We start from the raw sequence: 8437 nt of genomic DNA on the forward strand, positions 1-8437 counted from the left end.
CGACAAGACCTGGTTCAACGAACACAAGCCGCAATACGAAGAGCATGTGCGCCAGCCATTTCTGCGCCTGATCGCCGACCTGCAGCCGGACCTGGCGGCAGTGAGCGAACACTTCCGCGCCGATCCCCGTGGCGTGGGTGGCTCGCTGTTCCGCATCTATCGCGACGCGCGCTTCTCCAACGACAAGTCACCCTACAAGAGCTGGCAGGGCGCGCGCCTGTTCCATGAGCGCCGCAAGCAGGTACCCGCGCCGTCGTTCTACATCCACCTGCAGCCGGGCGAGAGTTTTGTGGGTGCCGGCCTGTGGCATCCCGAGCCGGCCACGCAGCGCAAGGTGCGGCATTTCATCGTCGACAACCCGGGCAGCTGGAAGGCCGCCGCGCACTCGCCGGTACTGCGGAAGAAGTTCGACTTCGAGCAAAGCGAGAAGCTGGTGCGCCCGCCGCGTGGCTTCGAGCCGGACTTCGAATTCATCGACGACCTCAAGCACCGCAACTGGGTGTTCTGGCGTTCGCTGGACGACGCCACCATGACCGGGCCGCGCCTGCGCCAGACCATCGCCGCCGACCTGGTCACCCTCGGTCCGTTCGTGGACTACCTGTGCGCCGCGCTGGACCTTGAATTCTGAGCACGATGGCAACCCCCTCCCCCCTTCCGCGGCGGCCACTGGGCCGCAGCGGCCTGCAGGTATCGCAGATCRCCCTGGGCTGCTCCGGGTTCTGGGGCAACCGGCGTTTCGCCGAAGCCGAGGCCGAACGCATCGTGCGGCGCGCGCTGGAGCGCGGGGTCAACCTGTTCGACACCGGCCACAATTACTCGGCCTTCAACGCCGAACCGCGGCTGGGCCGGATCCTGCAACGCGCCTTCGCCAACCATCCACGCGATGGCCTGGTGATCTCCAGCAAGGGCGGCACGCTGACCGGCCAGGCCGGGGTGAGCGGCGCCGAACAACGCGATTTCTCCCCGGAGGCGATCGAGCGCAGCTGCGCCGCCTCACTGCGCAACCTGCACTGCGATCATCTGGACATCTTCCAGCTGCACGGCATCGGCCTGGCGCAGATCAACGATGAACTGCTCAGCGCACTGGCCCGCATGCGTCGCAACGGCATGTTCCGCCTGCTCGGCATCAATACCCACACCGGCGCGACCATGCAGCATCTGGTCGACCACCCGGCGCTGTTCGATGTCGCGCTGATCGACTACAACGCGCTGCAGCAGGACCGCGAGCCGCTGATCACGGCCATGCACGATGCCGGCATCGGCGTGCTGGCCGGCACCGTATTGGCACAGGGCCATCTGCTCCCGGCACGGCCCCGCGTGCCGCGCCTGGCCGATGCCTGGTACCTGGCGCGCGCCTGGCTGAAACCGTCCAGCCGCCAGTTGATGCGTAGTGCACGCGACATGCAGCGCGCGGTGGCCGCGATACAKTCACAGACCCCCGCGCAGACCGCGTTCGCCTATGTCCTGCAGCATCCTGGCATCGCCAGCGGCGTACTCGGGACCACCCGCGTGCGCAATCTGGAGCAGATCCTGGACACCCGGGTGGATGCGCTGCAGCCGGACGAACGCGCACGCCTGGTCGCCGCGTTCCAGCGTGGCGGCGGTTCGCCCAGCCAGTAGTGTTCACACCGGCTGACACGCACTGCGGCAAGCTCGGCGCAGTGCCTTTCGACGATGCGTGACGAATGAAGAAACTGCCCTGGTTGTTGCTGGCCCTGCTGCTGTTGCTGGCAGGCATCCTGTTCAGCGGCCCGTACCTGACCGTGCGCGGACTGGCCCAGGCCATCGAGGCGCGCGATACCGCCAAACTCGACCGCTACGTCGACTTCCCGATGCTGCGCGCCAACCTGCGCGCGCAGCTCAACGACTATGTGGTCCGTCGCGCCGGGCCGGACGTGCAGTCCAACCTGCTGGGCGCGCTGCTGCTCTCGGCGAGCGAGACGCTCACCGGCACCGCGGTGGATGCGATGGTGACCCCGACCGGGATCGGCGCGCTGATGGAAGGCCACACCCTGTGGAAACGCGCCAGCAACGACCTGGAAAGCAACGACCCCTACGCCGCGCCGCGCAAGCCGCGGCCGCTGCAGGGGGCCGAGCACCATTTCGAGTCGCTGTCGCGCTTCACCGCCACCACCCGTACCGCGCAGGGCGAGCCGGTGGTGTTCGTGCTGCAGCGGTCGGGCCTGCGCTGGAAGCTGGTGGATATCCGCCTGCCGCTGGGCAACGAAGAAGCCACCCCGCCGATGGTGTTGCCGGTCCGTTAGCCCCCCACCGTGGGTGGGAAGACCACGCGCCGATCAGCCGTCGTTGGCCACGCCATGCGGCACGTGCCCGGCCGCCACGCTCTGGTGCTGACGGGCGCTGTCGATGTTGTGCTGCGAATCGTCGAAGAAGATATCCGCCCCGAACGCTTCCAGGAACGGCCCCTTGTGGCGGCCGCCCAGGAACAGGGCCTCATCCAGGCGCACGCCCCACTCGCGCAGGGTGCGGATCACCCGCTCATGCGCCGGCGCCGAACGCGCGGTGACCAGCGCGGTACGGATCGGCGCATCCTCGCCGGACGGGAACACCGCCTGCAGCGTGTGCAGCGCCGAAAGGAAATTGCGGAACGGGCCGCCACTGAGCGGCTCGCGCGCGTTCTCGCGCTCGTGCCGGCCGAAAGCTTCCACGCCCTGCTCGCGCGAGATGCGCTCGCTCTCATCACCAAAGATCACCGCATCGCCATCGAAGGCGATGCGCAGCTGACCCAGCGGACGCCCCATGTCCACCTGCTCGGCCGCGGCGATCGTCTCGCCCGGTGGCTTGGGCAGGATGGTGGCGGCAGCGATGCCGTGCAGCAGCGCGCGGCGCACCGATTCGGGATTGGCCGACAGGAACAGATCGGTGCCGAACGGCTTCACGTACGGCCAGGTCGGTTCGCCGGCGGTGAACGTGGCGCGGATGATGCCCAGGCCGTAATGCTGGATCGAGTTGAAGATGCGCAGCCCGGTATCGGCCGAATTGCGCGAGAGCAGGATCACTTCCACCCGCGGCGACTCCGGCGACTGGCCCTGGTTGAGGGCCAGCAGCTTGCGCACCACCGGGAACGCCACGCCCGGGCGCAGCACGTCATCCTCGTGCTTGCGCTGGTACTCGGCGTAGGCATCCACGCCCTCGGCCTCGAACAGCGCGTGGCCTTCTTCCAGGTCGAACAGCGCGCGCGAGGTCACCGCGACGGTCAGCAGACGGGGGGTGTTGTCGCCCATGGCACTCAGCAATCCAATGCGGCCGCAGCGGCCGGCCAGCCATTGTCCCACAGTGCGCGGCCGCCACGGCCAGGCCGGCTCAGAACATGAACTGTTCGCTGAGGATACGGTCTTCCAGGTTGTGCTCCTGGTCGAACAACAAGGTCACCCGGCGCTCGCGCGACTCGCGGATGGTCACCTCGACCACGTCGCGGGTCTCGTGCGAATCGGCAGTGACGCTGACCGGGCGCTTGTAGGGATCCAGCACGCGGAAGCGCACTTCGGTATCGGCCTTGAGGATCGCACCGCGCCAGCGACGTGGGCGATACGGGGCCAGCGGCGTCAGCGCGATGGTGTGCGAGCCCAGCGGCAGGATCGGGCCATGCGCGGAATAGTTGTAGGCGGTGCTGCCCGCCGGCGTGGCCACCAGCACACCGTCGCCGATCAGCTCGGCCACGCGCTCCTGGCCGTTGAGGTCCACGCCGATATGCGCGGCCTGGCGGGTCTGGCGCAGCAGCGAGACGTCGTTGTAGGCCAGCGATCCGGTGCTGGTGCCTGATTCGGTCAGCGCCAGCATCTCCAGCGGCCGCAGGTGCGCCGGCTCGGCCGCGTCCAGCCGCGCCGGCAGGTCGTCGTCACGGAACTGGTTCATCAGGAATCCCACCGTGCCCAGCTTCATGCCGAACACCGGCTTGCCCAGCGCCGCGTAGCGATGCAGGGTCTGCAGCATGAAGCCATCGCCGCCCAGCGGGCACAGCACGTCGGCCTGCTCGGGCGTGCACGCGCCATAACGGGCCAGCATCGCGGCCAGGGCCTGCTGCGCGGCCTCGGTGTTGCTGGCCAGGAAGGCGATACGGGGGGTGTCGCTCATCGGTGGATCCGGGTGGGGTATGCCAGCAAGAGCATACCCGGTCGTGCCGGCCGCTGACCGGATACGCGTCCGCGCCGGCAGGTCCATGCGATTGCCAGCCAGCGGCCGGCACGACCGGAAACGAAAACGGCCCCGCGATTGCGGGGCCGTTTCCTTTTCACGCCACCGGGCAGCGCCCGGCGCTATCGCTTACGCGCCGTGTGCGGCCAATTGGCCCAGACGCTGGACGGCGACCGACACGGTCGGGTAGTCCAGCGTCTTCTGCTCGGCCAGTTCGGCCAGCATCGACAGCGTGAAGCGCAGGCTGCTGTCGTCGCGACCGATCCAGGCAGCGACCTTGGCTTCGGCGCTGGCACCCTTCATCGACAGCACCTGGGCAGCCAGGTTGCGGTGATGGGCAGCCAGCTCGTCGCGCAGCACGCCACGGGCCACGGCGTGCCAGCGGCCGTTGACCTCCAGCGCGTCGATCTGCTCGAACAGCCACGGCAGCTGCAGGGCGTCGCCCAGGCGGAAGTGGACCTTGGAGACGTCCACCGGCTTGAGCTTGCGGGTGCGGGCCAGTTCGATGATGTCGAACGCCGGTTCCAGGAACTGCAGTTCGGACAACTGCTGCGCCAGGGCCGGCGGCAGGCCCTTCTCCTTCCACTCGGCCACGCTGGCCTCGTAGGACGGACGCTGCGAATCGGGCAGCACGCCGGAGGCGACGCGGATGTCGTTGAAGGCCGCCTGGTAGCGGTTGACCGCCTCGGTGATGCCGGGCATGGCGCCCGGGCGCGACAGCAGCCAGCGTACGAACGAACGCTGCAGCTTCCAGATCACTTCCAGCGCGTCGATCTGCACCGACTCCGGCAGCGTGCCGTCGAGGGCGTCGATCTGTGCCCACAGCGCGCGCGCGTCCAGCGTTTCACGGCTGATCGTGTACGCCTTGGCGACCTCGGCCACGGTGCGGCCGGTGTCTTCCTGCATGCGCATCAGGAAGGTGGCGCCCATCCGGTTGATGGTCTGGTTGGTCACGGCCGTGGCGATGATTTCGCGCTTCAGGCGGTGACGCTCCATCGCATCGGCGTACTTCTTCTGCAGCGGCGTGGGGAAGTAGCGCTGCAGTTCCTTGGACAGGTACGGATCTTCCGGGATGTCCGATTCCAGCAGCTGCTGGAAGGCCACCAGCTTGGAATAGGACAGCAGCACCGACAGTTCCGGACGGGTCAGCCCCTGGCCACGTGCCTTGCGCGCGGACAGCTCGGCATCGGAGGGCAGGAACTCGATCTGGCGATCGAGCAGGCCCTGCTGCTCCAGCGTGCGGATGAAGTGCTGCTTGGAGCCCAGGCGCTTGACCGCCATCCGCTCCATCAGGCTCAGGGCCTGGTTCTGGCGGTAGTTGTCGTTGAGCACCAGCGCGGCCACTTCGTCGGTCATCGACGCCAGCAGCTTGTTGCGCTGTTCAACGGTCAGCTTCTTGGCCCGCACCACATCGTTGAGCAGGATCTTGATGTTGACTTCGTGGTCGGAGGTGTCCACACCGGCCGAGTTGTCGATGAAGTCGGTGTTGAGCAGCACGCCGGCCTGGGCAGCCTCGATGCGGCCCAGCTGGGTCATGCCCAGGTTGCCGCCCTCGCCCACCACCTTGCAGCGCAGCTCGCCACCGTTGACGCGCAGTGCGTTGTTGGCGCGGTCGCCGACATCGCTGTGCTGCTCGGTCGACGCCTTGACGTAGGTGCCGATGCCGCCGTTCCACAGCAGGTCCACCGGCGCCTTGAGGATGGCGCTCATCAGATCGTTGGGCGACATCGCCTTGACGGTGTCCTCCAGGCCCAGTGCCTCACGCACCTGCGGGGTGATCTCGATGGACTTCAGCGAGCGTGGGAAGATGCCACCGCCCTTGCTGATCAGCTTGGCGTCGTAGTCGGCCCAGCTCGAGCGCGGCACGGTGAAAAGACGCTCGCGTTCGACGAACGTGCTGGCCGCATCCGGATTCGGGTCCAGGAAGATGTGGCGGTGATCGAACGCGGCCACCAGGCGGATGTGGCGCGACAGCAGCATGCCGTTGCCGAACACGTCGCCGGACATGTCGCCGACGCCCACCGTGGTGAAGTCCTGGCTCTGGCTGTCACGGCCCAGCGCACGGAAGTGGCGCTTGACCGACTCCCACGCACCGCGTGCGGTGATGCCCATGCCCTTGTGGTCGTAACCCACCGAACCACCGGAGGCGAACGCATCGCCCATCCAGAAGCCATGCGCGATGGCCAGGCCATTGGCGATGTCGGAGAAGGTCGCAGTGCCCTTGTCGGCGGCCACCACCAGGTACGGGTCGTCCATGTCGTGGCGGACCACGTCCACCGGCGGCACGATCTTGTTGTTGACGATGTTGTCGGTGATGTCCAGCAGGCCCTGGATGAACAGCTTGTAGCAGRCCACGCCGTTGGCGAACACCGCATCGCGGTCGCCGTTCACCGGCGGCATCTTGGCGAAGAAACCGCCCTTCGCGCCGACCGGCACGATGACCGTGTTCTTGACCATCTGCGCCTTGACCAGGCCCAGCACTTCGGTCCGGAAGTCTTCACGACGGTCCGACCAGCGCAGGCCACCACGGGCCACGGCACCGAAGCGCAGGTGGGTGCCTTCCACGCGCGGGCCATATACGAAGATTTCGCGGTACGGGCGCGGCTTGGGCAGGTCCGGCACCAGCGCMGAATCGAACTTGAAGCTGATGACGTGGCCCGGACGGCCTTCCGCATCGGTCTGGTAGTAGCTGGTACGCAGGGTCGCGTCGATCACGCCCATGAAGCTGCGCAGGATGCGGTCTTCATCCAGGCTGGACACGCGGTCCATCAGCTTCAGCAGCGCGTCGCGCGCGGCATCCATCTGCACGGTGCGGTCGCCCTTGCGCGCATCGACCACGGTCTTGAGCACCTTCAGCGTAGCCTCGTCACCGCCGGCAAGCACGGTCAGGTGCGCGCGCAGCTCGGCCTGGCCCTCGGCGATGGCGTCCTTGCTCTCGTGGCCGGTGGCCGGATCGAAGCGGGCTTCGAACAGTTCCACCAGCAGGCGCGCCAGCAGCGGGTAGCGGGTGAAGGTGCCTTCCACATAGGCCTGCGAGAACGGCACGCCGGTCTGCAGCAGGTACTTGCAGTAGCCACGCAGCATCGCCACCTGGCGCCAATGCAGGCCAGCGGCCAGCACCAGACGGTTGAACCCGTCGTTCTCGGCATCGCCGTGCCACACGCGGGCGAAGGTTTCACCGAAGGCGGCATCCACGCTCGGGGCGTCGATCGCACCGGCCACCGATTCCACTTCGAAGTCCTGCACGTAGACCGGGGCGTTGTCGACCGTCAGGCGGTACGGACGCTCGGCGATCACGCGCAGGCCCATGTTTTCCATCATCGGCAGCGCGTCCGACAGCGGAATATCGTCCAGCTGGCGATACAGCTTCAGGCGCAGGCCTTCGCCGCCTTCGCGTTGCACGGCCTGCAGGCTCAGGCGCAGGTCGTCCGGGCCGGTCAGCGCGTCGAGCTGGCTGACGTCGTTGGCGGCGATCTCGGTGCTGGAGTCTTCGATGTAGCCGGCCGGCAGTGCCTTGCCGATGCGGGCGGCAATGCGCAGACCTTCGCTTTCACCGTGGCGGGCCACCAGTGCTTCACGCAGGTCGTCCTGCCAGTTGCGCAGGACCTGGGCCAGCTTCTGCTCCAGCTCGCTGGTGTCCACTTCCAGGGTCTGGCCAGCCTTCGGGCGCACGATCAGGTGCACCTGGGCCAGCGGCGATTCGCCGAGGACCACCGAGCTGTCCACGTACTCGCCCTGCAGGGCGTCCTTGAGCATGGCTTCGATGCGCAGGCGCACATCGGTGTTGAAGCGTTCGCGCGGCAGGTAGACCAGCGCGGAGATGAAGCGGCTGTATTTGTCGCGGCGCAGGAACAGGCGGCTGCGCACGCGCTCCTGCAGACCCAGCACGCCCATCGCGGTGCGGAACAGCTCGTCTTCACTGGACTGGAACAGCTCTTCGCGCGGCAGCGTTTCCAGGATGTGGCGAAGGGCCTTGCCGCTGTGGCTGCTCGGGGCCAGGCCCGACTGGCTCATCACGTATTCGTGGCGCTGGCGCACCAGCGGGATTTCCCACGGGCGGCGGTTGTAGGCGCTGGAGGTGAACAGGCCCAGGAAGCGCTGCTCGCCGATGATCTTGCCCTTGGCGTCGAATTCCAGCACGCCGATGTAATCCATGTAACCGGCGCGATGCACGCGCGAACGGGCATTGGTCTTGGTCAGGATCAGCGCATCCTTCAACCCGGTGGTGGCGTTGAGGCCCTGCGCGGCCAGCGTCTTGACCGGACGGGCGGCGGAGGTGTCC

Annotated in this window: 6 protein-coding genes; 3 read left to right on the forward strand and 3 right to left on the reverse strand. The window is 67.5% G+C overall.

What is annotated here, in order from left to right; all coding sequences use genetic code 11:
- The 3 genes from ACXJKH_RS10255 to ACXJKH_RS10265 all read left to right on the forward strand — a co-directional run.
- Positions 1-628: DUF2461 domain-containing protein (locus tag ACXJKH_RS10255; protein ID WP_457319353.1), on the forward strand; the 628-nt coding region annotated here is incomplete at its 5' end.
- A 5-nt stretch (positions 629-633) separates the two neighbouring features.
- Positions 634-1620 (forward strand): aldo/keto reductase, encoded by a 987-nt coding sequence (locus tag ACXJKH_RS10260; protein ID WP_457319354.1) that lies wholly within the window; start codon positions 634-636, stop codon positions 1618-1620.
- A gap of 65 nt (positions 1621-1685) precedes the next feature.
- Entirely contained in the window at positions 1686-2264 is a 579-nt protein-coding gene (locus ACXJKH_RS10265) for a DUF2939 domain-containing protein (protein ID WP_457319355.1), read from the forward strand.
- A 33-nt stretch (positions 2265-2297) separates the two neighbouring features.
- Here ACXJKH_RS10265 and ACXJKH_RS10270 read toward each other — a convergent pair whose 3' ends face one another.
- From ACXJKH_RS10270 to ACXJKH_RS10280, 3 genes are all read right to left on the reverse strand, one after another.
- Entirely contained in the window at positions 2298-3245 is a 948-nt protein-coding gene (locus tag ACXJKH_RS10270; RefSeq protein WP_256774552.1) for a 5'-nucleotidase, read from the reverse strand.
- A 79-nt stretch (positions 3246-3324) separates the two neighbouring features.
- Entirely contained in the window at positions 3325-4095 is a 771-nt protein-coding gene (locus tag ACXJKH_RS10275; RefSeq protein WP_256774553.1) for an NAD kinase, read from the reverse strand.
- 189 nt (positions 4096-4284) lie between these two features.
- Positions 4285-8437, reverse strand: a 4153-nt coding sequence (locus tag ACXJKH_RS10280) for an NAD-glutamate dehydrogenase (RefSeq protein WP_457319356.1), incomplete at its 5' end; no start/stop codon positions are given.

This window comes from Stenotrophomonas sp. P5_B8, from assembly GCF_054049855.1.